Origin of the sequence: Arthrobacter sp. 2762, assembly GCF_040548745.1 — a bacterium.
Classification (GTDB): Bacteria; Actinomycetota; Actinomycetes; order Actinomycetales; family Micrococcaceae; genus Arthrobacter.
This window is the reverse complement of record NZ_JBEPSI010000005.1, coordinates 262,357-287,743: the sequence shown is the minus strand read 5'-3', so window position 1 is coordinate 287,743 and position 25,387 is coordinate 262,357. Positions and strand designations below refer to the sequence as shown.

Sequence of the window (25,387 nt, the reverse complement as noted above, 5' to 3'; positions counted from 1 at the left end):
TCGGGATGTGAGAGAAGGATGGTTGGGCGGCGGTGTTACGGGAAGAGCGGGCGCGGGCCTCCCCAGGAGTCGGCCATGGTCCAGGCGTTGAAGCTCGCCAAGCTGACGGTGCCCTCTGCGGCTGTCAGGGTTACGCGCTCGCCGCCCAGAGTTGGGTAAACCCGGGCCGTGAGCGGCTTGCCATTCGCGAAAATCTCGATGGCGGACCGGTCCACCAGGACGCGCAGGCGCACGCGTCCGTCGGGCATCGGGACGGGGCCGGACTTGTCCTCCACATCCACGTCAGGGCCGTCAGCACCGGCTGGAGCCAGGCTGCTTCTGGTGCGGTCGAGTCGGAGGGTGCCGTTTTCGCCCTCAGGAGAGCAGCTGAGTTCGATAACCGTCTCCTCAGCAACATCTTCCGACCCCAGAATGCCCAGTCGCAGCACAGCACCCGGCGCGAGCTGCACGTCCAGTTCAAGGTCCAGCTGATTCCCGGACACACCGGTATCCACAGGCGTACCGCCCCCGACGAGCACCTCGCTTGGTACGCTCACGTGGTTCCGCCGGAGCTTCTCGATCTCAGGAACCGGCGCAAAGTCCAGGGTTCCGTCATCGGCCAAAGTGGCGACGCGCGGCAGGCTCATGACACCCGACCATCCCGCCTCCACCATGGCGGCATCGCTGCGGCCTTCCTGCATCCAACCGAACATGATGCGCCGACCCGATTCATCCTCGAACGATTGAGGGGCGTAAAAGAACCGCCCACCATAGTCGAGCCTGTGCAGAGCGGAAGGTTCGAAGGTGTCCCCTGAGTAGCGCCCAGTCCAGTACAACGGGTGGCGGGTCTCGCCGTCGTCCCAGGCAGAGAAAACCAGCACATCAGGATCCTCGCCCGCCTGCACGGACGCGATCGCGCCAGGACTGACAACAGAGCCCAAAGCACCCTCACCCGTCCTGAACAGGTCCACGCATTCCCACATGGTTCCGGTCCAGTCGGTATCTGCAGGATCGCCCTGGGATGCGTCGCCAATGAACAAAGGACCCACATAGGTCCACGAACGAAGATCCGAGGACTCATACAAGAACGCCGTCCCACCGCGCCCTCGAATGCCTGAGCCAACCAACTGCCGCCATGTGGTGCCCTCGCGCCACACGCAGTGGTCCCTGTAGGCGGTGATGTCGACGCCGGCCGGAGGGGCCGCGATCACCGGGTTTTCGGGCACTTTGGTCCAGGTGGTGAGGTCAGCAGAGCCCACGGCCACGCAGGGCAGCTCACGCTCGTCAGCTCGTCCGGAGTACACCAAGGTTGGCGTACCGCCGTCGTTCACCAACACACCGGACCAGCAACCGTCCGCATCCGGACCCGACGACGGTTCCAGGGCAATTGGCTGGTCAGTCCAGGTGACGAGGTCGGTGCTGGTGGCGTGGCCCCACTGGATGCGGTGGTGGAAAGCACCCTCGGGGTTGTACTGGTAGAAGAGGTGGTACACGCCGTTCCACTGGCTCACGCCATTGGGATCGTTGAGCCAGCCAGCCGGGGAAACAAAGTGGAATCGCGGTCGGAGAGGATCGGCTTCGGCGCGGGCAACCAGCTCGTCACGCGGAACTGTGGCGAGCGGGTGGGTCAGTTCAGTCATGCGGAAGCCTTCTTGTCAGTCGTTTCGGTCGCCAGGTGTTCAGTCGTCGCAGCCGTTACAGCCTCAGCCGGTTCGGTAGCCAGCGCATGTCCGCCCGCTCCAGCCCGCGGCCGGTAGAGGTGGCAGCGCACCCAGTGGCGGTTTGCGGTATCGCCCACCTGATGGCGTACAGGTTCGGAAGCGGAGCAGGCCTGGTGGGGATCGCCGTCGAAAGCGCAACCCGTGGAAGCCATGACGGCCTGCCGCAGTTCAGCGCGGCGGACAGGATCGTAGGAACCTGCGCGCGCCGGGTCCGGAACGGCCGACACCAAGAGCTGAGTGTAGGGGTGGGCCGGGTTGGCCAACAGGTCCAGGGACTCCCCCTCCTCCACGAGCTCGCCGGCAAACATCACGGCGGTCCGGTCGGCCAGGTAGCGTGCCGAGGCGAGGTCGTGGGTGATGTAGAGCATGGAGATGCCCTGTTCGTCGCGGAGTTTGCGCATCAAATTCAGCACACCGATCCGTACGGACACGTCCAACATGGAGGTGGGCTCGTCAGCCAGGATGACCTGCGGCTCCACAGCGAGCGCACGGGCGATCGCGACGCGCTGCCGCTGCCCGCCTGAGAGCTCGTGCGGATAGGAGTTCAGCATGTCGGCCTGCAGGCCAACGGTGGTCATGAGTTCCTCAAGACGGCGCTGGGTCTCGGACTCCGAACCGCCCTTCCCGTGGATGGCCAACGACCTCCGCAGGAAGTGCTCGATCCTGTGGGCCGGATTCAGCGAACCGAACGGGTCTTGGAAGACCATCTGCAGCTGTGACCGGAAGGCACGGGACGCTTGGAACCGGTCGCGCTTGAGGACGTCGACGCCGTCAACCAGGATCGCGCCGGAGCTCGGCTTTTCGAGCCGGGCAACACAGCGGGCCAGGGTGCTCTTGCCGGAACCGGACTCCCCCACGAGTGCCACGATTTCACCGCGGCCAATGGTGAGGTCCACGCCGTGCAAGGCCCGCACGGATTGCCGGGAGAACAGGCCGCCGATGGGGAACGATTTGCCCAGACCGCGGACTTCGAGGGCGGGTGTTTCGGAAGCAGCGGCTTGGCGGGCCGAACCTTCGATCGCAGCGGACAGTGACGTAGGGGACAGTGCAGAGTGGCTCATCGTGCGACTCCTTCCAGGATTGCGGGATCAACCGTTGAAGCGCCGGGCACCGCTAAAGCAGCGACCGAAGCATCAAAAGGTGCCACCAGATGGCCGGGCGCCACCTCGGTGAGGTCCGGGATGTTCCGGAATTTCACGCCGTCGGGCAGTCCTGTGAGCGGAACGCGAGGACCTGTGAGAGGCGGGAACGCACCCATGAGCGCCTGTGTATAGGGGTGGCGCGGGTTGGCGTAGACGTCCTGCGCCTTGGCCGTCTCCACAATCCGGCCGCCGTACATGACGGCCATGCGGTGCGAGAGCTCCACCATGAGGGACATGTCGTGCGTAATGAAGAGGACGGAGAACCCGAGTTCGCGCTGGAGTTCCTTGATTTGGGCCATGATCTCCTGCTGCACCACAACGTCCAGTGCAGTAGTTGGTTCGTCCAGGATCAGCAGCGACGGCTTGAGGGCAACGGCCATGGCAATCACTGCGCGCTGCCGCATGCCGCCCGAGAGCTGGTGCGGGTAGGACTTGAGGCGCGCGGGGTCGATCCTCACGAGCTCCAGCAGATCGCCCGCCCGGCGGAGGGATTCCTTGCGCGAGTAGCCGGCGTGGGTGGTGAAGATGTCCACGATCTGTTCGCCGATGGTCAGCACCGGGTTGAGCGAATTCATGGCCGACTGGAACACCATCGCCACGTCCTGCCACCGGAAGCGCCGCAGTTCCTCCGGGCTCATGGCCAGGACGTCCTTGCCGCCAAAGGAGATGCTGCCCCCGGCGATCTTGGCGGGATCCTTCAGGAGCCGCATGATCGAGTTGGCGATGGTCGACTTCCCACAACCCGATTCACCAGCCAGCCCGAACACCTCACCAGTGCCGATGCTGAAGGAAACGCGATCGACGGCGGTGGTTGAGCGGGTATCGCCCACGTACTTTACGGTGAGGTCCTTGACATCCAGGACGGGCTCGTGGGAGCCGAAGGAGACTTGGGAGACGGTCACTTGGCGGCGCTCCTTGGGGTAGTTTTCGGGATTTTGATCTTCCGCAGCCGCGGATTGGTAACTTCGTCCACGGCGTAGTTGATAAGTGCCAGCGCGAAGGCGACCAAAGCGATGCAGACACCGGAGGGAACAAAGACCCACCAGCTACCGGTCAGCAGGGCGCCCTCATTGCCGGCCCAGAAGAGGTTGTTGCCCCACGAGACCGTGCTGACGTCGCCCAGGCCCAGGAACTCCAGACCGGCCTGTGCACCGATGCCGTAAATGACGCAAGCCAGCAGCGTGCCCATGACGATCGAGGCCATGTTCGGCAGGATCTCGCGGAACATGATCCGGCCCGCCCGCTCACCGGACACCACAGATGCGGCCACGAAGTCCTTGGAACGGATGGACAGTGCCTGCGAGCGCAGCACACGTGCCGAACCGGCCCATCCCGTGACAACGAGTACCAGGATCACTGTGCCAAGGCCCGGTGGCAGGAATGCGGCGAGGATGACCAGCAATGGCAGGCCGGGAAGGAGCAGGAAGACGTTGGTGACCAAGGAGAGTGCTTCGTCGATGAACTTGCCGAAGTACGCCGACGCCAGGCCCACCAGGATGCCGACGAACGTGGACGCGAAGCCTACGGTCAGGCCGACGAAGAGGGAACTCCGTGAGCCGTGGACGGTCAGCGCGAGCACGTCCTGTCCCTTGGCGGTGGTGCCCAGCCAATGCTCGGGGGAGGGTTCCAGCGAGGCCATCCCGGTGATGCGCGATGGGTCGCCAGGGAACAGCACGGGCGCCAGCAACGCAAGTGCGATGAACACGAACATCACGGCCATGCCCAGCATGGCCTTCTTATTGGTGAGGAGTCCGTGGACGAAGCTGCGGTTGGGCTTGCGGACAGCCGGGGTTGGAGTTGGCTGCTTCAGAAGTGCGGTTGTCATGATCAGTCCTCTAGTTGCTGCGCACGCGCGGGTCGAGGCGGACGTAGAGGATGTCCACCAGGAAGTTCGCCAGCAGCACGGCGGCGGTGATGGTCAGGAACAGGCCCTGCATAAGGGGGTAGTCCAAACCCTGGACGGCGTTGAGAAGTTGGTAGCCCACACCGGGATATGCGAACACCACCTCGGTGAGCAGTGCACCTCCCACCACGAAACCCAGTCCCATGCCGAAGCTCGTGACGGACGGCAGCATCGCATTCCGGGCTGCGTACCGGAGCATGATGCGCCCCGGCCGGAGCCCCTTGGCCTCGGCCATGGTGATGTAGTCCTCCGAGTTCGTGGCGATCATGGTGTTGCGCATGCCCAACATCCAGCCACCAATGGAAACCAGCACGATCGTCAGCGCCGGCAGCACGAGGTGCGCACCGACGTCGCCGATGAACTCCCACGTAAACCCGGGTTCCAAACCATCCGTGAACGCATGGCGGATCGGGAACCAACCCAGCACCACGCCAAACAGGTACAGCGCACCCATCGCGAGCCAGAAGTACGGGAACGAGCCGATGAACACCAGCACCGGCGGCAGTGCCGAGTCGACTGCGCCGCCCCGCCGCCAAGCGGCCAGGATGCCCAGCAGGTTACCCACGACGGCGGCAATCACCAGCGCGGTCCCGCCCAGCAGGAGGGTCCACCCGATCTGGGAGGAGATAACCTCCGTGACCGGTGTTGGAAAACGGGAGATGGAGACGCCCATCTGGCCCGTGAAAATGTTGTGCATGTAGTCGACGTATTGCTCCCAAATGGGCCGATCGTCCACGCCAAGAAGCTTGCGCAGGGCCTCGATCTGTTCGGGCTGCATTCTGTCCTGGGAGCGGGCAAACATGCGGGAGACGGGGTCGCCGGGCATGAAGCGCGGGAGCAGGAAATTCAGGGTGATGGATGCCCAGAAGGCGATCAGGTAGAAACCCAGGCGGCGCAGGATAAAGCGCACGGTTTCCCTCCATTCGGGAATTACGGAAAGTTTGGGGCACGCCCGGCGGTGGTTACCAGGTGGCGGCTCGCCGCCGGGCGTGCAGTGTCAGGCCGGTTGGGGCCTACATTCAGGCGAATGGGCCCACGCCGCCCGGGTTCCCTGGCCGAAGCGCAGCGAGGTTAGGGCGGCGGTGGGGATTACTTACGCGGTTCCAGCGTGGTCAGCACCAGGACTGTGGTGGGTGACCGTACCGAGAGGGTTGCGTACGGGTTGCCCTCGGTGGGCCAGCCGGTGAAGCGGGTGTCATTGAAGGCACCCCATTCCGGGCCCGAGAACAGCGGCACCAGCGGTGCGACGTCGTTGTACTCTTCCTGGAGCTTGTTGGCGATGTCCTTCTGCTTGGACTCGTCGGACTCTGCTGCAAAGTCGGCCAGCAGGGCATCAGCCTTGGTGTCACCGAAGCGGTGGTAGTTATCGAACGTTTTGGTTCCCACCGGCTTCACGGTTGCCGTGCCCATGGAGGTGTTGAAGTACTTGTACGGGCTGGGGTCGTTGGCGCTCCACACGATGCCGGAATCGAAATCGCCCGTCTCGTAACCCGCAACCACGGCAGCCCAGTCCGGCGAGTCAACCTTTGCCGTCACGCCAACCTCGGCGAGGTTCTGCGAAATCACGTTGGCTACTGAAAGCCAGTCGGAAGACGATGCGCCCACGGAGATCTTGAACTCGAACGGCGAGCCATCCTTCAGCTTGCGGTTGCCATCAGCACCCTTGGCGTAGCCGGCCTTGTCCAGCAGCTCGTTGGCTTTCTGCACATCCAGCCTGGTCCAGGTGCAGTTGTCCTTGACCTCGGAGTTCTTCCACTTCTCGTAGTTCCCGGAAAGGCCAGTGCAGTCCGCGGGCTTGGCGTAGCCGCTCATGCCGATCTTGGTGACTTGGTCGCGGTCAACAGCCATGCTCAGTGCCTTGCGGACATCAACATCGTTGAAGGGAGCCTTGGCGGTGTTCAGCTGCCAGTTGATCATGGCGCCCGTTGCCGGGAACCAGTACTGGCGGTGCTCCTTGTCCTTGGAAACGAACGTCTTTTCGATGTTCGGGATGTACTGCGGGGCCCAGTCGACGTCCCCGTTCGCAGCGGCGAGGTTGGCGCCGTCGTTCCCTGCAAAAGCGAGCATCTTGATGCCGGCGATCTTCTGCTTTTCCGGCTGCCAGTAGTTGGGGTTCTTCTTCAGTACGAAGGACTGGGCCTGGAAGCTGTCCACTTCCGTGTAGGGGCCGGTCCCCACGGGCTTGGCGTTGGCGTCCTTCTCCGGGTCCGCCAACGCGGACCAGATGTGCTTGGGCAGGATGCTGAGCTGTCCGACGTCGTAAAGGGCCGGCGACCATGGCTTGTTGAAGTTGAACGTGACCTTGTTGGTTCCCTCGGCGGTCACGGTGTCCAGGTACTCATAGCCACCCTTGATCTTCTTCTGAAGCTCGAACGTGTAAGCCACGTCGTCAGCCACGAAGGGCTGGCCGTCGGACCACTTCACGCCGTCACGCAATGTGAAAGTGATCGATTTGCCGTCGTCGGCTGCCTTCCACTCAGTTGCCAGCCACGGCACCGTGTCTCCCTTTGCCGGGTTGAAGATCAGCAAAGACTCGTAAATGGACTGCTGAACCATCGGGTTGACGGTGGGCGCGAACGGGTTGAAGTTCTGCACGAACGTGCCCATGTCCTCACGCGGGATGGTGAGGAATGCGCTCGCGTTTGCCGCGGCGTCGGAGCCGGAAGTCTTGTTGACGGTTGCGGCACAGCCGGTCAGCAGCATCGCGCCCACCGCCAGTCCGGCCGCCGTGATGCGGGCAGACCTCAGGAATCGGGGTTGTGTCATGATGGTTATCTCTTTCCTATCTTCATCGTCCAAGGTGAAGGGGTGGGTAAGGGGTTTGCTCTTCGAGGTTGATTTCGCGGTCAGACCGAAGAGCGTTCTAGCAGCGGACAGTCGACCAATTGCTGGTCGGCAATGATCGGCTGTCCTGCTGTAAGAGCGGCGAGCGTCTGGACTCCCAGGGCTCCCATTTTTTGGAACGGCAAGGCAACGGTGGTCAGCTTTGGCCTCAGATAGGCCGCAATCAACTCTTGGTTGTCGAAGCCGATCACAGCGATGTCTCCGGGGATGGTCAGGCCCCGTTCTTTGATGGCGTCGTACGCGCCCATCGCCATGCGGTCATTGAGGCAGAACAGCGCGGTTGGCCTGTCCTTTTCCGGATAACGGTCCAGGATTTCGCAGGCGGCCTCGTAGCCGCCGTCGGCCGTTGCGTATCCGGACACCACCAGTTCCGGGTCCAACTCCAGTCCTGCGACGGCCAGTGCTTCGCGGGCACCCTCCAACCGTCCGACTGCTGCAGGAATGACCGGGTCAAGGTTGATGATTCCGATCCGGGTGTGGCCGGCTTGAAGCAAACGCTCGACGGCGACCCTGCCACCCGCACGCTCGTCAGGGACGATCGAGGGCAGCTTTCCGTCCGCGTCGAAGCAGTTGATCAAGACGGTTGGTACTTCGTTGGCGCTCTGCGGAACGTGCACGCCCCGGTGAAAGGTGGCTGCGTAGAGAAGTCCTTCCACTCGTTGTTCCAGCAGCTTTTCGATGGCAGCATCTTCCAAGCCCTTGTTGGGTCCTACGGCATCGGCCTGGTCGGAGGGCGCGATGAGCAGGAACCGACGATCAAGCCAGGCTTGGTCCTGGGCTCCTTTGATGATGTCGACGGCGAACGGTGCCGTCACGATCTCGGTGACAAGCCCGTACCAATCACTGCGCTGGGATGCCAGGGCCCGTGCTCCGGCGTTCGGGCGGTAGCCCAGTGCCTGCACGGCATCGTTGATACGGGTGCGGGTTTCCTCGGAGATGCTGGCATTTTCGCGGTTGCTCAGCACGAACGAGACTGCGGTCCGGGAGACGCCGGCGTGCTTGGCGACGTCATTCATGGTGACTCCCCGCTGCCGCACAGCCGCAGCTTTGTTGGGGGTGGTGCTTTTCGCCATTGAATGCTCCGGGTGTTGGTTCGGGTTGGTGATGCTGGTTGGTAACACTGGATTGGTAACGCGCGTTACTTGGAACGTGTGATTTAGGTTACGCGCGTTACCTGATTCCTGTCAACGTCTTGTTTTCGCCCGGCCCCGGCCGACCCCGCCCAACTCGACGACGCGCTGCGCACAAGATGACTCCTACCGTTTTGTGCGCAGCGAACCATCGAACCGGGCCATCTCCCCTTGTCCAGCGCAGCCAACAGCGGCACCGCGCTAGGCTTCTGCCATGGCATTGATAGCTCCCCGCGTTACAGCCGGCCTCCCCGCCAACGACGCCCGGAATCTGGCACGCTCCCTCCAGGACAGCGACGACATCACCGTGTTCGTCGATGGCACCGTCCACCGCCTCCCCGATCAGGCGAGGGACGCCGTCGTCGATCTTCTCGAAAGGTTGAGCCGCGGCGAAACCGTCACGGTCAGCAGCGTGGAGGAAATGCTCACGACGTCCCAGGCCGCGGAGCTCGCAGGCATCTCACACACGTACCTGCGCAATATGACCGACCGAGGAGAAATCCCCGTGGAATACCGCGGCACGCATCGGCGAATCCGCCAGGCGGCGATCATGGAGTGGCTGGAAACCCAGAAGCGCAAGCAGGCCGAGACCTCCGTGGGAGATAAAGGCGAAGATGATGGCCGGGATGACGCCGGAAATGACGCGAGCAACGGCTAAAAGCGTCGGAGTGATAAGGATCAAGCAACGATCCCAGCCAACGGGCCAGCACCTGATTAGCCCGGGGTTACGCTTGTTTGGTGGGCAATTTCAAAGGGTGGCATATCGTGGCCGGGGTGGCCGCAATGGCCCTTGCCGCACCCTTGGGATCGGCCATGGGTTTGAACTTCGTAGCCACCTTCATGTTCGCGTGCGTCGTGTTCGTCGCGGTGGCCATGTGGACAGAATCCAAGATCGCCCGACGCCGGGACGCAGCCGATGCTGCCGCCGCCCCTGACGCTTCGCGCGTGGCCGGCGACCCCGCCGAATCGGACGACGCCGCCCGGGACTAGCTTCCCCAGTTCAGGCACAATTGAGAACCGGAGGTTAGGGAGCTGACGACGCTACTATCTGCCGACGTCGAGGCCTGCGGGCTGACCGGCCGGATTCTTTGGACGGATGGAACGGCACCGCCGCGGCCGGGCAGCCATGCCAACCCCGAGCCTGCCGAATCCGGGGATCAGAGGGAGCCCGCTTACATCCTCATCCACGGTATTGGCGTTTCGCACCGCTACCTCGCCAGGCTTCATGCCGTCCTGGCCGCGAGCGCCCCCACCTATTCACTGGACCTTCCGGGTTTTGCCGGGACGCCAAAACCCGGCCGGCAACTTTCCGTGGAGGAGTATGGCGCGTTCATTGCCGAGGCACTTAAGGCATGCGGCATTGATTCGTACATCCTGGTGGGGCATTCGATGGGCGTGCAATTCGCCATCGAAGCGGCGCTCCACGAGCCTGAGCGCGCGATGCACCTGGTCCTCATGGGCCCTGTGGTGGACTCCCGGCACAAGAATGTGGCGCGGCAGTCGCTGGCCCTGTTCCTGGATGGTCTCCTCCGCGAAAGCCCATCGTCCAACTGGATTGTGCTCACTGACTACCTGCAATGTGGGCCGCGCTGGTATCTCACGGAGCTGCCCGTGATGATGAAGTACCCGACCGAGAAGCAGTTGGCCAAAGTCCGGACTCCCGTGCTGGTGCTCCGAGGGAGCCGTGATCATGTGGCCGGGCCGGTATGGGCGCTTCGCCTCTCGCGGGCAATCCCGCAAGGGCGGCTGGTGGAAATTCCGGGCGTGGGCCACGTTGCACAGCACATGCGCCCCAAAGCCGTGGCGGACGCTATCAGGAGCTTTGTCGCGGCGACGTCCCGGCAGAGTTAAGCATCCCGCCAGAGTTAAGCGTCCCGACAGAGTCAGGCGCCAACGCACGACGGCGGATCCCGGCGTGGGTGCCCCTTGTTGGGTTTACGATCTGGAGACTAGGCTGGCCGGGCAAGCACAATAGTAAGTTTGCTTAGGAAGGGCGACCATGACCAGCTATGACCCTGAGGACGATCCCCGGACCTTCGGCGCCTCTGGCGCAGCCGAGCGGGACGACACGGCCGGCGACACCGCTGGCGACCCGGACGATATCCACACAGATCCGGACATGCGCCAGGACGAAGACGACGATCCTGCAGCGTCCGCCAACCCCGATCCCCTGGACGGCAACGTCACGGGACTCGAACCCGGGGGCGGCGTACCCCCAGGCGAAACCCCACCGGCGGAGGGCAGCATGAGCAGCGACCAGGGGCACGAAGAGTAGCTCGTCGCCAAGCCGCTGTTACGTTGTTGGGCAACAACGTAACAGCGGTCCAACAACGTAACAGCGGCTCAACAACGTAGAACCACACGTGAGGAGCAACCAAGGCTACGGCAGCTTCAGGATCTCCCCGAGGTCGTAATCAGCCGGCTCCTCCAGTTGCGAGTAGGTGCAGCTCCCCGGAGTCCGGTCCGGCCGCCACCGACGAAACTGGGTGGTGTGCCGGAACCGGTCGCCTTCCATGTAGTCATAGGCAACCTCGATGACGAGCTCCGGCCGGAGGGGAACAAAGGAGAAATCCTTGCCGGCGCTCCACCTGCTCTGCGCGCCCGGCATTCGGGAACCGCTAACTGCCGCATCTCCTTGATCGGCCCACTGGCCCCAAGGATGTTCGCTGAATTCCGTCTGGTACGGCTCAAGTTCGGCCACCAGGCTTTCGCGCTTGGCCATGGGAAATGAAGCCACCACCCCCACGTGCTGCAGCTGACCGGCGTCGTTATACAGCCCAAGTAGCATCGACCCGACAACCTTTCCCGTTTTGTGCCAGCGGAATCCAGCCACCACGCAGTCCGCGGTCCGTTCATGCTTGGTCTTGAACATGACCCGCTTATTCGGCTGGTACGTCCCCCCGAGCGGTTTGGAAAGTACGCCGTCGAGCCCGGCACCTTCCAGCTGCACGAACCACTCCTGTGCTTGATCGAGTTCCGTCACCGCCGGCGTTACGTAGACGGGCGCCTCAGCCTTGGCCAGCGCCTTCTCCAAGGCGGCTCGACGCTCGGAAAACGGCTTGTCCATGAGGTTCTCGTCTCCCAGCGCGAGGATGTCGAATCCGATGAAGGAGGACGGGGTGCTCTCGGCAAGCATCCGCACACGGCTATCGGCAGGATGGATGCGCTGCTGAAGGCCCTCGAAGTCGAGCCTGTTGTCAGCTATGAGGACGATCTCGCCGTCGATCACGCATTTGTCCGGAAGATTCTTCTGGAGTGCTTCCACCAGTTCAGGGAAATACCGTGTCATGGGACGTTCGTTGCGGCTGCCCAGGATGATCTCATCCCCGTCTTTGAAAACGATGGTCCTGAACCCGTCCCACTTGGGCTCAAAGTGGCCCACATCAGGGATTGAAGGAACGGACTTGGCAAGCATGGGCGAAATGGGCGGCATCACTGGGAGGTCCATACGACTATGTTCTACCTGCCGCATGCGGCGGAAGCTAGTCTTGGGCCATGGATATCTTGGCCGTTCTGGTGGCGGTACTGGCAGCACCTGCCCTCATTGCTGCCCTTTGGTTCTGGGTCTCCCGCCAGAACAGCAAGGGGAAAGTCCGGCGCGGCGCCACGGGTGGGATGCTGGGTGTGGCGGACGAAATTTTTCGACCCGAGACCCATTACGCACACCAAGTCCAAAGGATCCAGCACGAGCTGCCAGCCCCGGCTCCGGCCCCGGAGCCTAAGTCCTAACGGACCTTCGCGCTGGAAGGCGTCCCGCCCGTTACATTAATGTGACTTTACTATGGCGCTCATGTACGGTCTAAGAGCGACCCGTATCTCCGCTGGGCCGCTTCCGGGTTGACGCCGAGCTCTGCCGCAAACCGGGATCCGCCAGACTCGCGGCAGAGACGGGGGACCCAGAGTTCCCGGGCCTGATTTTTCTTAGGCCCTTGGGGTGAAGCCGCCATGTGCGGCCGGACGGCCTCGTCCGAACCCGACAGCTAACCTCGCAGGCGTTGAGAGGCAACCACCATGAACCCCCACCCATGGATCAGCCGCGCCGCGCCCAAATTGCGCGCGAGCGTACCCAGCCAACCGGACGCCGTCGGGCCCAACCCAGCGGATCCTCCAACAGCACGCCAGAAGCGGAAGCAGGTTTAACAGGCACGACGCCGGAAACCACCACCGCTCCTGCTCCCGCCCCTGCGGCACCCACCACGCGCGCAGCCGCTCGCGCGGCAGAGCGTGAACGGGCAGCCCAGGCAGTTATTTCTGCTGAGACAGCTCCCGCCGAAACTGCTCCAGCAAAAACAGAACCGGCGGACTCTGCTCCGGCGGATTCTGCTGCGGTATATTCTGCTCCCCTGGAGCCGGCAACTGCTGCGATTCCAACTGTTCCGGGGCGCGAACCGGTCGCTCCCGAACCGGCTACGAATCCAGAGCCCGCTACCGCTGCTATGCCGATCGTTCAGGCACCCACGCCCGCCGCGCACGAACCGGAACCCGCCACTGCTGCGATCCCGATCGTTCAGGCGAAGAGCCATGCCCAGCTCGCAGCGGCCGCGACCGCCGCCGCTGGTCTCGCAAGCCGGAAAGCCCTTCGCGCCCAAGAATCCGAGAGCGGCACAGCCGATAAGGCGGCTGCCGAAACCTCAGCGAGCGGCGCCACTACCTTCGGAGCTTCATCCTTGGGTGGGTCGTCACTGGGTGGGTCGTCCTTCAGCCACGAACCACACTCCGTCCTCACCAAGGCCGCCTCGGTCAAAACAATGAGCCAGCGCATGGCAGTTGTCGCTGGAGCATTGGGCTTGGTATTGACCGTTGGCACCATGAGCCAGGCCTTCGAGCTTCCCTTCTTCGGGAAGGAAACACCGACCCAGGAAGCCAGTGACGCAAAGACAGGTGGCGACAGCAGGCAGTCAACTTCGGCCGCTCCTGCGCCCAGCTCGTCCTACTCCACTGCCTCTGCTTCGTCGGCCACCAGCGAGGCCGGACGGCCGGCAACTGTTGCAACGCAGTCGTCAGAAGAGGCACCCGCTCAGGGATCGGCGTCGTCCATTCCTACTCCGCAGGTTTCACTCGCGGATCCTGTTTGGGTCCCTTCAGCAGTCCCGTCGGCTGTTGTTCCTGTGCCGGGCGTGACAACTCCTGTACCGACCCAGCCTGCCCCGAGCCCGGTTCCGTCGGACACGGTTACCACCCCACCTGCCACGACGACGCCGACGCCCACCGTCACTCCGGCGCCTAGTCCAACACAGACTCCGGCGCCAAAGCCAAAGCCGACCGGGAGCCCCAGCACCACGCCGTCCAATGGTTCAGCACTGGACCTGGACGGCATACTCGACGGCGCGACAGGGATCTTGAAGTGAGCACGCAACTTCCCAGGACCAGCAAGCACGTCGGATGGCACGGCCGGTACTGCAGCAGCAGCCGCCCTGCCACCTTCCGTCATCGGATGGGCCGCTGGAGCTGCCAGCGGTTGCGTCGAGCCTAAGGAATCACGGCAACAAGAAATCACTGCAACGAGATGAGGCAGGCACCTACCCGGGTGCCTGCCTCTTTTGTTCCGTGTGTCGCTTGTTCCTGGTATCGATCGGTTCTACCCAAGCAGCCACGCCACCATAACCAACGCCCCGACGCAAAGCACGGTTGTGCAGAGGATGACGTCCCTGGCCATTGTCATTCCGCGTCCGTAGGGAGAAGCGAAAAGGAAGACATTCTGGGCGGTCGGAAGTGCGGCCATGATGACGCTGGCCAAGAGGTGTTGACCCTCCAACCCGAACACAAAGCGCCCCAGCACCCAGACCACCGCGGGCATGCCCGCCACCTTCAAAGTGGTTGCCACCACGGTCTCCACGCGGCCATCGCCCTTTTGAAGAGGGGCCTTGCCTGCCAGCGACATGCCAAAAGCCAGCAGAACCATGGGGACGGCCGCGCCGGCCAGCATATCAATGGGTTTCTGGACGAGCTCCGGCGCATCCCACGCCGTCAGAGCCATCACCGCCCCCAGCCCCGAGGCGATAATCATGGGATTGGAGAAGGGCTGCAACAGCATCCGTTTCCACGAGATTTTTGTGCCACCTGCGACGCCCAGGACGCTGAGGTAGAAGGGCGCCATGATCAGGAGTTGAACCAGCAGGACTGGAGCAACGTGCTGCGCCGTGCCCACTGCATACAACGAGACAGGAATGCCAATGTTGTTTGCGTTGGCATAACTGCTGGCCATGGCACCAACCGCCGTTTCCGCGACTGGCCGCCGGAAGAACACGAAGCTCAGCAAGCAATAGAGAAGGCCTATGACGGCTGCTGACAGGAGCGCAAGAGGGGCGTCGACCCCAAGTGCTGCGCGGATATCGCTTTCACCTACCACCGTGAACAGCAGCGCAGGATTGGTGATGTAGAAGGCCGTCCGAGTCAGCGCGCTTTGGACATCAGGGGCCAGCACTTTGTAGCGGGTGGCGAAATAACCCACCGCGATGACCGAAGCGACGATGAGGATTCCCGAGACAACGCCGCCCACCTTGCTCCTAAGAATTGTTGAGAAACCGCTTTCTCAGCGTAGGGGACGCCTGAGTGACTGTCCACTTCAGCGCTGCCGTTCCGCAACCTGCGTTCCACAACACGCATTCCATGGCACCAGGCGAGTCAGCGGCACGGCACGCGCTAGATCCGGGGCCGCGAGGCCCACCGCTGGGCCTTCAGTGCAGCATGCAGCTCAAGCCGGATCCCACCGCTCAACGGATCAGCTCCGATGAGTTGGCGGATCCGGGCGAGTCGGTTGTAGATGCTGCTTCTGTGCAGGTGAAGTTTCGCCGCCACATCCTGCACTGAGCTGTCGTTGTCATAGAGCAGTTCCAGCACGGGCAGGAGTTCGCCGTTCTTATCCTGGTCCTCCAAAGTCCTGAAATGAACGGAGCCCGTATCATCCCAGCCGCCCGGCGCCTGAAGACGATCGAAGAGTTGATAAACGCCCACCGCCCGGCTATCTACCAACTCGCCGAGGGGTGGATCCACGGCTGCAGCCTGTGCTGCCACTTTCGATTGCCTGTAGGCGCCCGCCAATTGCCGTATGACCTGGAACGGCTCGCTAATGCCCAGGATCACCCGCTCCACCGTGCGGCCCGCTCGCTTGGCGAGCTCCAATTGATAGTGCACCAGAACTTGGGCGTGGTCCGCCCGGCCACCGGATTCCCGGAACAGGACAACGGAATGCGTCTCCGTACCGGCGCTGAATAACGCGGCGTTGACACCAATGGTGGACTGCAGCGCTGCTGTTCGGTGGGTTAACGTTGCGGCAATGGGGTCGACGTCGGTTCCGCCTCCGTCGGCGTCCAGGATGGTCACCAGTTGCCACGGACCGCGGCCCTGGATCTCCTTCCAACCGGCCACCGCTGCCACGGCGTTGGACTCGCCGCCACAGGCGGCCAGGAACTCCTGCTCCCGTCTCCTTCGGAACTCTGATTCGGCTGTGTTGGAATCGAGCAACAAACCAGCCAACAGGTCCAGTTCGTCACGCACGCCGGGCAATTCGGCGAGTATCGCCGTCGCGGTTTGCTCCTCAAGATCCTGCTGCACCCACAAGTAGCCCACCCGGAATCCGCGCACCAGCAGCGGGACGCAAACGCGGCCGAGCATTCCTAGTTCGTCGTTCGCCGGAACAACAACTGGGCGCACTGCCGTCGAGATTCCGTGGGAGAGCTGCCAAGCACTGACATCGCTCGGCACGCGTTTGCTCAGGAGGAAGTTCACCCGGACGCGGTCGGCGTGGGATTGGTTGGAACTGTAGGCGAGGAGGACGCCGTCGAGGTCTTCCAGGGACAGCCCCCTGCCAAGCTTGAGCGCCACGCGTTCAACGATCTCCTCGACGTCCTGCTGCATCCAGAAAGCGTACCAACATCAGGCGACACCTGACGCCCCGACGCTCGACAAATGTCGAGCTCGCTTGAAGAAGATCCTTGAATTTACGGGGTTTTCGCTTCCGCAGGCCTGGAGGATCATGTCGCCTGCCTCACAGCCGGATTTATTCTGGAATCACAGCCCGCAGCAAATATCCGGCCGAAAAGCCGCTAACGATGGAGCCAGCAAATGATCATCGGCGTCCCCAAAGAAATCAAGAACAACGAGTTCCGCGTAGCCATCACGGCCGCCGGTGTCCACGAGTTCCGCACTCACGGACACACCGTTCTGGTTGAGCGGGGTGCGGGCCTGGGTTCTGGCATCACGGACGAGGAATACTCGATCGCAGGCGCCGAAATCGTTGCCGACGCCGATGACGTCTGGGGCCGTGCCGACATGGTCATGAAGGTCAAGGAACCCATCAAAGCCGAGTACCACCGCTTCCGCAAGGGCCTCATCCTCTTCACCTACCTGCACCTGGCAGCCGAGCCCGAACTCACCGCCGAGCTCATCAACTCCGGCGTCACGGCCATCGCCTACGAAACGGTCCAGGAAGGACGCACGCTCCCGCTGCTCGCCCCGATGTCCGAAGTTGCAGGACGCCTGTCCGTTGTGGTCGGCGCTTCCTCGCTGATGGCTCCGGCTGGCGGCAAGGGCATCCTCCTTGGCGGTGTACCGGGTGTCCGTCCCGCCAAAGTCGTTGTCCTTGGTGCCGGTGTTGCCGGAACCAACGCCGCCGCCATGGCACTGGGCCTTGGTGCTGATGTCACCATCATGGACATCAACATCAACCGCCTGCGGGAACTCGACGCCCTCTACCAGGGCCGCTTGAAGACCGTGGCGTCCAACGCCTACGAGATCGAGAAGTCAGTTGTCGACGCAGATCTCGTGATCGGCTCCGTCCTGATCCCCGGTGCCAAGGCGCCCAAGCTCGTCACCAACGAACTTGTGTCCCGGATGAAGCCAGGCTCTGTCCTGGTGGACATCGCCGTGGACCAGGGCGGCTGCTTCGAGGACACGCACCCCACCACCCATCAGGAACCGACGTACAAGGTCCACAACTCGATCTTCTACTGCGTTGCCAACATGCCTGGCGCTGTTCCGAACACGTCCACGTACGCACTGACCAACGTCACCCTGCGCTACGCCGTGGCATTGGCCAACCTGGGCGTCAAGGCCGCATTCGACCGCGACCCTGCCCTGGCCGCAGGCCTGAATATCGCTGCAGGCCACGTGGCACACCACTCGGTTTCGGAGGCGCACAACCTGCCCCTCGTCGCCGACTGGCACAGCTTGGTTACCGCGTAGGCTTTGCCCTTGCGGCGGTGACAAGTCGCTGGCCCGCTGTTCCGTTGCTGCCCAGCAACGGAACAGCGGGCTTTGCACGTGCTGGGCGTCAAGCCCGTGCTCTAGCCGTTGCCGGGGGCGGCCGGTTCCTCAGGGACAACGTGAGTGGGAACCGGCACGGGCATATCCGATTGCCGAAGGGTGGGCGGGGTTACGTTGGGCGCCTCGATGCCCGGCGGCGTGATGGGTGCCGCGGGAGTCGGGATGCTGATATTGCCAGGCTGACCATTCCCGGGGATCCTGGGTGTTTCGGGCGTTCCCCCATTGGGAGCCTTCGGCGAATTGGAATGTCCTGACGCGCCATTGGTGCCTCCTTGAAGCTCCTGGCCTGGGTTGGCGCCATTTCCCGTGGTGGCACTGCCGGCCGGGTTGCGGCCGGACGGGTATGGGGTCGCCGGAGTCACAGTGCGGCCGCGCTCCTGCTCGGAAGGGGAACCAGGATTCTGCCGCGATCCATTGCCTGATCCCGGCGTGAGCTGCGAAACTACTGAACCGATTGTGGAGCCCAGATGTTGGAAAGCGCCCGGGATGCCACCCTCGGAGGCAGCCGCGGCCGTAGCACCGCCTGCCAATGACACTGCCACAGCGAGCCCGGCGATCGCAGTGCGGCGCTTACGACGACGGCGGGCCGCGAGTTCGTCAGTAGAGGTTGAGCCTGCAGGGGTTGAGTCAGCCGGGGTTGGGTCAGCGGCCGCGTCAGTGGATCCTTGGACCGACGTGAGTACCGCCGTCGGTGCACCTGCCATGGCGGAGGCGACCCCCGCCGTCGTGCTTCTGCTGCCGGCAGCCCGGTCACTGATCATCAACGCACGGACGGCCGCAGAGGGCGGCGGAGCGGTGCTGGCGAGGGAGCGCAGTTCAAGAAGTTCGGCACGGATGTGGCGGGCGTCGTCGAGTCCGGAATCGGCCAACAGGCGGTCAACGGCCTGCTCGCCTGTATAACCGTCAGTGCGACTGCTCCGCCGTCCGGCCGGGGTGATGCTTTCACTCATGGTGTGCCATTCCTTCGTAGTGCACTTTTCCTCAGTGCACTCAATGCCCTGCGCTGCAGTTGTTTTATTGCCCCTTGGGATTTGCCCATGATGGCCGCCGTTTCTTCTACGGAGAGGTCAGCCACCACCCTCAATGCCAGGACCTCGCGATAATCCGTGGCGAGGTCCTCCAGAAGTTCCGTGACACCCAGACTGCCGCGGCCAAAGGCCTGGTCCTCTGCCGAGGGCACCCGCCGCGCGTCCAACTCAGCCTCGTACGGAGCTGAATCCGGGGTCCGTTCACGCTTGCGATAATGGTCCACCATGCGCGCGTGGGCGATCGAGAACAGCAGGGTCCTGGCGCCCTGAAGGCCACCCTGCAGGTCCGGCAACTTCGGATACAGCGCAAGGAAGACGTCCTGCGTCACGGCTTCGGGATCGTCCACACCGCGGGCGCGGAGGTAGCCGAAAACCGGCCCGGAGAACTGGTTGTAGGCATCGGTGAAGAGCAGAGCGGGATCGTCCTCGTCCGTCTGCACATATTCATCAGCTAATGGGTTTAGCACCCGTGGATGCCTCCATCCCGCGCAGCGCAGCGGCCTCTCTGGAGCGCCCTCCCCGGTTGTTTCCCGGGCTCAGGACCTCCGTTGCCACTGCCTTCTGTTACGTACGCCACCGTCCGTAAAGTGGTGGGGCTCCCCGTTCTAAACGAAGGAGCCCCACCCTTAAACCGTAACCGCTGGGTGCTTAGCGGACCGAATCGAGGCCTGTACCGGGAGCGGCAGGAACATCGGTGGGCACCTGCGTCGGCAGAGCGGGGGCGGCCGGTGTTGCAGGGACAGCGGGGACAGCCGGGGCACTTTCCGTTCCCGGAACAGCCGGGACAGCAGGAACGGCCGGAACCTTGGCTGCAACGGAAGCGTCAGCGTCAGCGTTTGCGGAACCGTCAGCCTTCAGACCGGCAGCCTTGCCGGCGTCGACTACGGCCTGGCAGTGCGATTCAACGTTGGCTTCGCCGCCTGCGGCCACCACGATGGACTGGAAACCCGGCACCTTGGTGTCAGCCTTGAGTCCACCATGGATGAAGGCGGTGCAGAGACCGAATGCTTCAGGCGTTGCAGCGAGGGTGTCTTCAGCCTTGGACTTCGCAGCGTCAACAGCGTCCGCTGCCTTGTCTTCGCCAGCCTTGGCAGCGTCAGTTGCCTTTGCCTGTGCGGTCTCGACGGCGTCAGTCGCCTTGGCCTGGCCGGCTTCGGCCGCGTCAGCTGCCTTCGTGGCCAGGGGAGCGGGTGCGCCGACGAGGTCGTGGGCGCTCTGCTGGATTTCGGTGGGAAGCGCGCCATTGAAGGCAGCGACACCGGTTCCGCCGGCGGCTACAGCTCCGGCAGCCAGGACGCCGGCGGCGACTTTGCTAGTGGCAAGGACAGTGAACAAGGACATAAAAGCCTCCGACAAACGATGTGGGGATTGCCCCGGCAGCGTTTGGGTCGCTGCCGGATGATCAGCGTGCGGACGTGGCCCGCACACCCTCTACATCGTTCCGGGCACGGTTGAGGTTACGCCGTCCTCAATCTTTTTTCCGGGCCGCACGTTTCCACGGCCGATAGTTCTCCCCATCGCACCTTCATCGGCAGGCGATTATGCTCATGAGATGCCCGGCGCAGCACTTCATGCCCGTCGGCGATCGACACGCCACGGCGTACAGGGGGAGCGTTATGGGACAGGGACTGGTCGGCGCCGACGTCGAGGACCTCCGGCGGCTATCGGCCGTAATGGACTCCGAAGCAGAGAAGATCACCAATCTTCAGCGGCAACTCAGCACGATGATTCAGAACGGCCACTACTGGCGCGGAAACGATGCTGAGCAGTTCCGTAGCCAATGGAACAGCGACCTCCATGGACGGCTCGCAGCAGCAGCACTGTGCTTGAAGACCAACGCCCGCGCCCTTCGCCTCAACGCGGAGCAGCAGGAACAGGCGTCCCTTGGTCTCCCCGGGGGCGGCGGTGTTTCAGGCGTTTCAGGTGTTTCAGAGGGCAAAGACCCCTCTGGCTTACCCGGTTTCACCATGAGCCCAAGAACCTATGGGCCCATAACTGTCGAGGGCAGCGGCACCGTCGGTACTGAAGGCACAGCAGAGGCCCATGCATCGGTGGGTCCCGGCGGAATCAGCGTTGACGCTTCGGGAGAGGTATCGTCCGGAGCTAAAGTCACGTTCACTGCCGAAGGGGAACGGGGGCCCGTCAAGACCACCGTAACCAACGAGACGTTCGCTGGTTGGCGGGCAGACGGCAAGCTTGACGGAAAAATTCCTTTTGGCTTCGGCCCGATAAAACTTGAGGCAGACGGTGAAGCATTCGTCGGCGTGGAAAACACCACCACCACGAAGAGCGACTTCTTCGATGGCTGGATCAACAACACCGTCACTGCCAGGGTCATGACTGGTGCGGAAGCAAGCGCACACATCACCGGACAAAGCCCGTTCCTCTTCTCCCCCGGCGGCGAAGCGTTTGCAGGCCAGAAAATGACCGTCGGCAACGAGACAGAAATCGCGGGCGGCCTGTTCGGATTTGGGCAGGGCACGGAAATCCGTGGCGGCGCATGGGCAAGCGCCGGAGAAGGCGAAATCAACGTCAATAAAACCGGTGATGTGACGGGTGCAGCCGCCAGCGCAGGAGTTGGTGCCGAACTGACGGCATCCCAATACGTTGAGGTCCTCGGCCAAAAACTCTCGACGTCGGAGACAGTTGCCGCCGGTGCGGGCGAGGGACACTTTTTCAACGCGTCCCTGGATGAGGACGGACTCACCTTGGGCGTTGGTGCCAAGATCACCGCAGAGTTGGGACTTGGCGCTGGCGTGCAGGTCACGCTCAGCCCATCCGGATTTATGGATTCCGTCACCGGCTTTGTCGACTTCCTCAACAAATAAGCATTCCCATTTCCTGAACTTCCCTCAAACAGCGCCGGAAGGGCTCTCACGATGACCTCACAGCAAATCTTCCCGTCAAAGGCGTTCCCCGCCTACCCCACTATCAGCGTCAACCCGCCCGCAGGTTGGACGGAGCAGGTGGTCCCTGACGCGGTGGGTGCACTGATGGGTCCCGCTTCCGAGGGCAGCTACAGGCCGAATGTGGTCATTTCCGTATCCCGTCGCGTGCCGGGCTATCAGCTGCAGGACATCGCTGCTTCCGTGGACGCCTTCTTGGCTGACCTGCCCGACGCCGTGCTTCTAGGCACCGAGCCTGTGGTCATCAATGGCCGGCAATGGCATGTGCGGGAGGCGCGGTATACACACCCTCAGGCGGGCTCGCTGGCCCAATTCACGGCCGTGACGGTGTTCCACCACGAAGTAGCTGCCGACGTCGTGCAGTTAACCGGTAGCTGCCAGCCGCTCGAGGGAAACCAGGATCTGAAGGCGATCTATTCCGTGGTGGCGAGTGCAGACGTCAGTGCTGGACCTGCCTAAACAGATCCGCACTTAGGAGCACAGGGCACGCGCCTGTTCGATCAGCTTCAGCACCGCCACGGAGTCAGCCGGATCCACCGGTACAGGACGCGCGGATGCCGCACCGCCGTCGTCGATCTTTTCGGCCAGGAGTCGATAGAACTCAGGGTAGGCTCCGCGCTCGGTGGGGATGGTTCGGCGCTGGCCGGCCGACTCAAGAGTCCCGTAATTCTCGGCAGGTTCGACGCCGTACTCAGCATCCGTCGGCAGTCCACCGCCCAGAACAAAGGGCTCCTGCGGATCGGTGCCGAACTTTACAAAACCACCCTTCGTGCCCAGCACGCGGAAACGCGGTCCGTGAAGGTGGCTGTTGAGGTTCAGGGTCACGTGGCTGACGATGCCGGATTGGTGCTGGAGCGCGATGAAGACGTCGTCGTCGGCTCTCTCCTGCGGACGTCGTGCAATGATCTCGGCATACGTGACGTACGCTGCTCCGAAGAACTGGACAGCCAGGTCCAGCACGTGTGCACCAAGGTCGAACAAGACCCCACCGCCGTCCGCGGCAGTAGCGCTTGCCTTCCAGGCCTTGGCAATCTCCGGTGCCCAGCGCTCCATCCCCGCTTCAAACCTGGTCACGGTACCCAGCGTCCCGGCGTCGAGCAGTTTCTTGAGCGTGAGCGCGTCTCCGTCCCAGCGGCGGTTTTGGTAAACAGTGAGGACACGGCCCGCTTGCGCGGCGAGTTGGATCAGTTCCTCGCCTTGCGCGCTGTGGACAACAAACGGCTTATCGACGACGACGTCGAGCCCGGCTTCCAGCGCGGCTTTCGCCAGCGGATAGTGGGTGGCGGGCGGTGTGCCAAGGACGACGAGATCCAGTTCATCGGCTAGCGCCAGGATGTCCTGCGGCGTGTTGACTATCTTTGCCTGCGGGTATCGTTCAGCCGCTTTTGCCTGCCTTTGGGCGTCCGATGTGGCAATGACGGCAAGCTCATAAGCAGTGTTGCTCGCAATGAAGGGCGCATGGAACACGCTGCCCGATAACCCAAAACCTGCGATGGCGGTGCGAATCGGCCTGGAAGTCATGCCCCAAGGCTAATTCAGTAAACCTCCCACCGGTGCGCGCTGGTGAAGATCAGGACGTGAGAGAGCGTTTGGCGAAAGGGCCGCAGGATGTGAGAGAGGGATGGCAAGGGAAAGGCCGGGACCTTCCCGAACCGATGAACAGGTTCAGGGAAGCTCCCGGCCTCGTTGTGTCCAAGCCCTGCGGATGTTCTTTAGACCCGGAGCAGAGCGTTACTTCTTGGCGCCCTTTTCCCAGCCGAGAGTGGTCCAGTCCGGAACGTTGGACAGGCTCTTGAACAGGGACGGGCCGTAGTTGGCCAGGCCCGTGCGCACAAACTGGATCTCCGGGCCGTTGAGGACGGTGCCCATGGAGAAGTACTTCTCCATGTGCTTCTTTTCTACGTCCATGGCCGCCTTGTTGCGCTCGGTGTCATCGGCGATGGTTGCCAGGCGCTTGATTTCGGCGTCAAGCTCGGCATCGCCCAGGCCGTTCTCGTTGGTCTCGGAGTCGTAGAACTGCTTCACGGCGTCGGTGGCATCCGCACCCACGGTGTAACCGGAGATGGTGACGTCGAACTCGCGGCCACCGATGACCTTGCCAAAGTCGGCGTCACCGCGCTGGTCGATGGTAACGTCCATGCCGGCAGCCTTGAGTTGATTCTGCAGCGTCTGCGAGGTTGCGGCCGTGGTGGGGTCGTCGCCGAAGTTGGTGATCTTGAAGGCCACGGGGACCCCGTCCTTCGCCATGATGCCCTTGTCGTTCGGGGCATAACCAGCGTCGGTGAGGACCTTCTTGGCCTGCTCAGCGCCGGTGTCCTTCACGGGGTAGTTGTCCTGGTAGTACTCGGAGAACGGCATGAGCATCATGGAGCCCGAGCTTTCCTCGGACCAGTTCAAGCCGTTGAAGCGGACATCGCGGATGGCCTTGCGGTCAACTGCGGTGAAGATCGCCTTGCGTACGGCAACGTCAGTTAGGGCCGGGCGCTTGGCGTTCAGGTTGAGGCCACCTGCGAACAGGCGCTGGCCGCGACGGATATCGGCGTCCTTGGTACCTTCGAGCTGCTTGTAACGGCCGAGCGTACGGCCATTGGCGGCGTCGATTTCACCATTCTTGAAGGCGGCAATCGTAGCGCTGGGCTCCATTTGGCGCCAGACGACCTTGTCGAGGACGGGCTTCTGTCCCCACCACTTGTCGTTGGGAACCATGGTGACCGTTTTTGCGGTGGTGTCGTAGTTTTCAACCTTGAACGGGCCAGCCATCCATTCGGGGTGCATGTTGCCGGCGAAGCCCGTGTTGAAGATTTCCGGTGTGTTGATCGCGGGATGGATCAGTCCGAAGAAGAGACCCTCCAGCGGGAAGACCGGCTGGGTGGTGGTAACAATGACTTCTTTGTCGTTGGCGCCGGCCTTGACCGAGTCCACGAAAGCGTAGGCGCCGGCGGAAACGATGTCGATTGACTTGTCCTCGCCCTTCAGCATCTTCCACGTGTTCTCGAAGGTCTTGACGTCAATCGGCGTTCCATCGTTCCAGGTCGCCTTGTCGTTGACCTTGATGGTGATGGTCTGCTTGCCATCCTTGACTTCGCTCTTGACGTCTTCGCAGAAGTCCTTGTTCGGCTCAGCTTTGCCGTTGAAGTCCAACTTCCAGCAGCCGCCAATGCCGCCGCTGTTGATGGAAGCCGTGTTTACCGGGGTCATCAGCGCCGAGTTGTCTGCGCTGTTGCCCACATTGGAGAAGCCGTTAAAGTCGGGGCCAATGCTGCCCACAGCAAGGGTGACAGTGCCGCCCTGCTCCAGGTCTTTGGCTTCCTTGGCATTAACGCTAATGAGCTTGCTGATGTCGCCGCCAGCTTCTTCGGCCTTCTGGGAGGCCGGACCCGACGGCGTTCCCCCGCCGCAAGCGGTCAGCATCAGTGCAGCTGCAACTGCTACGCCGCCGATCGTCGTGTACTTCTTCATGGTTTGCCCTT

Annotated in this window: 24 protein-coding genes and 1 riboswitch; of the genes, 9 read left to right on the top strand and 15 right to left on the bottom strand. The window is 62.9% G+C overall.

All coding sequences use genetic code 11. The features are described 5' to 3' along the window. Positions 1-35 precede the first annotated feature (35 nt). The 7 genes from ABIE18_RS11845 to ABIE18_RS11815 form a co-directional block, all read right to left on the bottom strand. Complete coding sequence (locus ABIE18_RS11845) at positions 36-1,619, bottom strand: glycoside hydrolase family 32 protein (RefSeq protein ID WP_499722973.1); 1,584 nt, start codon at positions 1,617-1,619, stop codon at positions 36-38. Further along, complete coding sequence (locus ABIE18_RS11840; protein WP_499722972.1) at positions 1,616-2,761, bottom strand: oligopeptide/dipeptide ABC transporter ATP-binding protein; 1,146 nt, start codon at positions 2,759-2,761, stop codon at positions 1,616-1,618. Before ABIE18_RS11840 ends, ABIE18_RS11845 begins: the two co-directional genes overlap by 4 nt. Beyond that, complete coding sequence (locus ABIE18_RS11835) at positions 2,758-3,744, bottom strand: ABC transporter ATP-binding protein (protein WP_499722971.1); 987 nt, start codon at positions 3,742-3,744, stop codon at positions 2,758-2,760. The genes ABIE18_RS11840 and ABIE18_RS11835 overlap by 4 nt, the downstream gene beginning before the upstream one ends. Then, entirely contained in the window at positions 3,741-4,667 is a 927-nt protein-coding gene (locus tag ABIE18_RS11830; protein WP_499722969.1) for an ABC transporter permease, read from the bottom strand. Before ABIE18_RS11830 ends, ABIE18_RS11835 begins: the two co-directional genes overlap by 4 nt. A gap of 10 nt (positions 4,668-4,677) precedes the next feature. After that, positions 4,678-5,655, bottom strand: a complete 978-nt coding sequence (locus tag ABIE18_RS11825) for an ABC transporter permease (RefSeq protein ID WP_431117056.1) — start codon at positions 5,653-5,655, stop codon at positions 4,678-4,680. Between the two features lie 179 nt (positions 5,656-5,834). Next, entirely contained in the window at positions 5,835-7,511 is a 1,677-nt protein-coding gene (locus ABIE18_RS11820) for an ABC transporter substrate-binding protein (protein WP_499722968.1), read from the bottom strand. A gap of 80 nt (positions 7,512-7,591) precedes the next feature. Next, positions 7,592-8,662, bottom strand: coding sequence for a LacI family DNA-binding transcriptional regulator (locus tag ABIE18_RS11815; RefSeq protein WP_499722967.1), 1,071 nt, complete (start codon positions 8,660-8,662; stop codon positions 7,592-7,594). Between the two features lie 271 nt (positions 8,663-8,933). On the opposite strand from ABIE18_RS11815, the gene ABIE18_RS11810 reads away from it, so the two are divergent. From ABIE18_RS11810 to ABIE18_RS11795, 4 genes are all read left to right on the top strand, one after another. Beyond that, a complete protein-coding gene (locus tag ABIE18_RS11810) occupies positions 8,934-9,377 on the top strand; it encodes a helix-turn-helix domain-containing protein (RefSeq protein ID WP_499722966.1) in 444 nt (147 codons plus the stop codon). Positions 9,378-9,457: 80 nt separating this feature from the next. Continuing rightward, positions 9,458-9,709 (top strand): hypothetical protein, encoded by a 252-nt coding sequence (locus ABIE18_RS11805; RefSeq protein ID WP_499722965.1) that lies wholly within the window; start codon positions 9,458-9,460, stop codon positions 9,707-9,709. Positions 9,710-9,751: 42 nt separating this feature from the next. After that, positions 9,752-10,570, top strand: coding sequence for an alpha/beta fold hydrolase (locus tag ABIE18_RS11800; RefSeq protein ID WP_499723073.1), 819 nt, complete (start codon positions 9,752-9,754; stop codon positions 10,568-10,570). 148 nt (positions 10,571-10,718) lie between these two features. Then, complete coding sequence (locus ABIE18_RS11795) at positions 10,719-10,994, top strand: DUF6480 family protein (RefSeq protein ID WP_499722964.1); 276 nt, start codon at positions 10,719-10,721, stop codon at positions 10,992-10,994. A gap of 105 nt (positions 10,995-11,099) precedes the next feature. On the opposite strand, the gene ABIE18_RS11790 is transcribed toward ABIE18_RS11795, so the two are convergent. Next, a complete protein-coding gene (locus ABIE18_RS11790) occupies positions 11,100-12,167 on the bottom strand; it encodes an ATP-dependent DNA ligase (RefSeq protein ID WP_499722963.1) in 1,068 nt (355 codons plus the stop codon). A gap of 47 nt (positions 12,168-12,214) precedes the next feature. Between ABIE18_RS11790 and ABIE18_RS11785 the strand changes: the two genes are divergently transcribed. Next, the gene (locus ABIE18_RS11785) at positions 12,215-12,448 is read left to right on the top strand and encodes a hypothetical protein (protein ID WP_223934903.1); all 234 of its coding nucleotides are present in this window, start codon (positions 12,215-12,217) and stop codon (positions 12,446-12,448) included. A gap of 129 nt (positions 12,449-12,577) precedes the next feature. Next, positions 12,578-12,728, top strand: a riboswitch (cyclic di-AMP (ydaO/yuaA leader). A 16-nt stretch (positions 12,729-12,744) separates the two neighbouring features. Beyond that, positions 12,745-14,067, top strand: a complete 1,323-nt coding sequence (locus ABIE18_RS11780) for a hypothetical protein (protein WP_499722962.1) — start codon at positions 12,745-12,747, stop codon at positions 14,065-14,067. 230 nt (positions 14,068-14,297) lie between these two features. On the opposite strand, the gene ABIE18_RS11775 is transcribed toward ABIE18_RS11780, so the two are convergent. Together ABIE18_RS11775 and ABIE18_RS11770 are read right to left on the bottom strand one after the other, a co-directional pair. After that, entirely contained in the window at positions 14,298-15,218 is a 921-nt protein-coding gene (locus ABIE18_RS11775) for an AEC family transporter (RefSeq protein WP_499722961.1), read from the bottom strand. 143 nt (positions 15,219-15,361) lie between these two features. Continuing rightward, positions 15,362-16,576, bottom strand: coding sequence for a PucR family transcriptional regulator (locus ABIE18_RS11770; RefSeq protein WP_499722960.1), 1,215 nt, complete (start codon positions 16,574-16,576; stop codon positions 15,362-15,364). 207 nt (positions 16,577-16,783) lie between these two features. On the opposite strand from ABIE18_RS11770, the gene ald reads away from it, so the two are divergent. Further along, positions 16,784-17,902: an alanine dehydrogenase gene (gene ald / locus ABIE18_RS11765; RefSeq protein ID WP_431117067.1), complete on the top strand. Its 1,119-nt coding sequence runs from the start codon at positions 16,784-16,786 to the stop codon at positions 17,900-17,902. Positions 17,903-18,003: 101 nt separating this feature from the next. On the opposite strand, the gene ABIE18_RS11760 is transcribed toward ald, so the two are convergent. The 3 genes from ABIE18_RS11760 to ABIE18_RS11750 form a co-directional block, all read right to left on the bottom strand. Beyond that, entirely contained in the window at positions 18,004-18,933 is a 930-nt protein-coding gene (locus tag ABIE18_RS11760) for a hypothetical protein (protein WP_499722959.1), read from the bottom strand. After that, positions 18,930-19,478 (bottom strand): RNA polymerase sigma factor, encoded by a 549-nt coding sequence (locus ABIE18_RS11755; protein WP_499722957.1) that lies wholly within the window; start codon positions 19,476-19,478, stop codon positions 18,930-18,932. Before ABIE18_RS11755 ends, ABIE18_RS11760 begins: the two co-directional genes overlap by 4 nt. 181 nt (positions 19,479-19,659) lie before the next feature. Then, positions 19,660-20,352 carry a hypothetical protein gene (locus ABIE18_RS11750; protein WP_499722956.1) on the bottom strand — a complete coding sequence of 231 codons (693 nt, stop codon included), beginning with the start codon at positions 20,350-20,352 and terminating at the stop codon, positions 19,660-19,662. 275 nt (positions 20,353-20,627) lie between these two features. Here ABIE18_RS11750 and ABIE18_RS11745 point away from each other — a divergent pair, with 275 nt between their 5' ends. Next, entirely contained in the window at positions 20,628-21,839 is a 1,212-nt protein-coding gene (locus ABIE18_RS11745; protein ID WP_499722954.1) for a WXG100 family type VII secretion target, read from the top strand. A 51-nt stretch (positions 21,840-21,890) separates the two neighbouring features. After that, positions 21,891-22,376 carry a hypothetical protein gene (locus tag ABIE18_RS11740; protein ID WP_499722953.1) on the top strand — a complete coding sequence of 162 codons (486 nt, stop codon included), beginning with the start codon at positions 21,891-21,893 and terminating at the stop codon, positions 22,374-22,376. Positions 22,377-22,388: 12 nt separating this feature from the next. Here the strand turns inward: ABIE18_RS11740 and ABIE18_RS11735 are convergent, their stop codons facing one another. Continuing rightward, positions 22,389-23,438, bottom strand: coding sequence for a Gfo/Idh/MocA family protein (locus ABIE18_RS11735; RefSeq protein WP_499722952.1), 1,050 nt, complete (start codon positions 23,436-23,438; stop codon positions 22,389-22,391). A gap of 210 nt (positions 23,439-23,648) precedes the next feature. Then, positions 23,649-25,376, bottom strand: a complete 1,728-nt coding sequence (locus tag ABIE18_RS11730; RefSeq protein ID WP_499722951.1) for an ABC transporter family substrate-binding protein — start codon at positions 25,374-25,376, stop codon at positions 23,649-23,651. Positions 25,377-25,387: the final 11 nt, after the last annotated feature.

What these genes read in the sequence shown, in the direction of transcription:
- ABIE18_RS11845 (WP_499722973.1), bottom strand. Translation starts at nt 1,619, where the DNA reads ATGACTGAACTGACCCACCCGCTCGCCACAGTTCCGCGTGACGAGCTG.
- ABIE18_RS11840 (WP_499722972.1), bottom strand. Translation starts at nt 2,761, where the DNA reads ATGAGCCACTCTGCACTGTCCCCTACGTCACTGTCCGCTGCGATCGAA.
- ABIE18_RS11830 (WP_499722969.1), bottom strand. Translation starts at nt 4,667, where the DNA reads ATGACAACCGCACTTCTGAAGCAGCCAACTCCAACCCCGGCTGTCCGC.
- ABIE18_RS11820 (WP_499722968.1), bottom strand. Translation starts at nt 7,511, where the DNA reads ATGACACAACCCCGATTCCTGAGGTCTGCCCGCATCACGGCGGCCGGA.
- ABIE18_RS11815 (WP_499722967.1), bottom strand. Translation starts at nt 8,662, where the DNA reads ATGGCGAAAAGCACCACCCCCAACAAAGCTGCGGCTGTGCGGCAGCGG.
- ABIE18_RS11810 (WP_499722966.1), top strand. Translation starts at nt 8,934, where the DNA reads ATGGCATTGATAGCTCCCCGCGTTACAGCCGGCCTCCCCGCCAACGAC.
- ABIE18_RS11795 (WP_499722964.1), top strand. Translation starts at nt 10,719, where the DNA reads ATGACCAGCTATGACCCTGAGGACGATCCCCGGACCTTCGGCGCCTCT.
- ABIE18_RS11790 (WP_499722963.1), bottom strand. Translation starts at nt 12,167, where the DNA reads ATGGACCTCCCAGTGATGCCGCCCATTTCGCCCATGCTTGCCAAGTCC.
- ABIE18_RS11785 (WP_223934903.1), top strand. Translation starts at nt 12,215, where the DNA reads ATGGATATCTTGGCCGTTCTGGTGGCGGTACTGGCAGCACCTGCCCTC.
- ABIE18_RS11780 (WP_499722962.1), top strand. Translation starts at nt 12,745, where the DNA reads ATGGATCAGCCGCGCCGCGCCCAAATTGCGCGCGAGCGTACCCAGCCA.
- ABIE18_RS11770 (WP_499722960.1), bottom strand. Translation starts at nt 16,576, where the DNA reads ATGCAGCAGGACGTCGAGGAGATCGTTGAACGCGTGGCGCTCAAGCTT.
- ald (WP_431117067.1), top strand. Translation starts at nt 16,784, where the DNA reads ATGATCATCGGCGTCCCCAAAGAAATCAAGAACAACGAGTTCCGCGTA.
- ABIE18_RS11760 (WP_499722959.1), bottom strand. Translation starts at nt 18,933, where the DNA reads ATGAGTGAAAGCATCACCCCGGCCGGACGGCGGAGCAGTCGCACTGAC.
- ABIE18_RS11750 (WP_499722956.1), bottom strand. Translation starts at nt 20,352, where the DNA reads ATGTCCTTGTTCACTGTCCTTGCCACTAGCAAAGTCGCCGCCGGCGTC.
- ABIE18_RS11745 (WP_499722954.1), top strand. Translation starts at nt 20,628, where the DNA reads ATGGGACAGGGACTGGTCGGCGCCGACGTCGAGGACCTCCGGCGGCTA.
- ABIE18_RS11740 (WP_499722953.1), top strand. Translation starts at nt 21,891, where the DNA reads ATGACCTCACAGCAAATCTTCCCGTCAAAGGCGTTCCCCGCCTACCCC.
- ABIE18_RS11735 (WP_499722952.1), bottom strand. Translation starts at nt 23,438, where the DNA reads ATGACTTCCAGGCCGATTCGCACCGCCATCGCAGGTTTTGGGTTATCG.
- ABIE18_RS11730 (WP_499722951.1), bottom strand. Translation starts at nt 25,376, where the DNA reads ATGAAGAAGTACACGACGATCGGCGGCGTAGCAGTTGCAGCTGCACTG.